1 protein-coding gene is annotated in these 943 nt (G+C 71.2%); it reads left to right on the plus strand.

Features of this window, described 5'->3' with window-relative positions; translation table 11 throughout:
* Positions 1–205: 205 nt before the first annotated feature.
* Positions 206–943, plus strand: a 738-nt coding sequence (locus D8M34_RS18135) for a hypothetical protein (RefSeq protein ID WP_148113099.1), incomplete at its 3' end; no start/stop codon positions are given.

Consider the following 943-nt stretch of genomic DNA (forward strand, 5'->3'; position numbering starts at 1 on the left):
TCTGGCTCGGCGCGCCCGCCGGCAGGAAACGCCTACCGAGGCGTGGCTCCCGGCTCCGCTGCCCTAGTAGCTCGGTCGACACACTCTCTTGGCTGATGGGCGGTCCTCTACGGGCCGCCCATCAGCCGTTCTGCGCCCATTTCCCGGCCGAAACCTGCGCTACCCTTGCTCACCGATGCTCTGTGACGGGGAAGAGAGGTGCGCCGTGGTCGACACCTCTGCCGCGCTCTCCCGATCACAGTTCACCACTCCGGATCACGTACCCGCGGACAGCGTGGAGCTGTATCTGGCAGCACCACGGACGGTCGGCATCCTTCACACGGAGGCACTCCGGGGTGGTCACCGCGATCTCGCCGACGCGGTGGAGCACGCGCACGACACCGGCCTGGCGGCAGCGCTCGACTACCTCTCAGGCGCTGCCCTGCTCAAGGTCGGGCGCCACACGAGGTTCCGGGCCTCGCGCACGTCCGTCGGTGCGTTCGAGGCTGGCGCCATCCCTCTCGCCACGGTGACGCACCTCCTGGTCGCGGCCCGCGACGGGCGCGTGCTGGGTGACGTCGCGCGGCCGCACCACCACCTGCTCCTGGCCCGCACCGTGGTCGATCTCGTCGGCCATGAGTGGCCGGTGGATCTGGCCGCGGTCTGGGCCGCCGCCCCTGCGATCGTGAGCGGCTACCAGGGCGCGCTGCTGGGTACCGTGGCTAGCGGCATCGGGGGCCGGTGGTCGCATCTTGGCGAGGTCGGTTCCGAGTCCGCGGAGCTGATCGAGCCCGACCTGACGGGCTATGTGACCGACCACGAGCGGGTCGTGTGCCGGCCTGAGGGGACCGGACACGGCTTCTGGGATCTGGCCGGTGGAGCGTCCCGGCGGGGAGCGCGATACGTACGGGCACGCCGGATCGAGGGCGTCCGGTTCGAGGGCCGGGCGCATGCCGCGCCAGCT

Source organism: Microbacterium sp. HSID17254, from assembly GCF_003989315.1.
Lineage (GTDB): Bacteria > Actinomycetota > Actinomycetes > Actinomycetales > Microbacteriaceae > Microbacterium.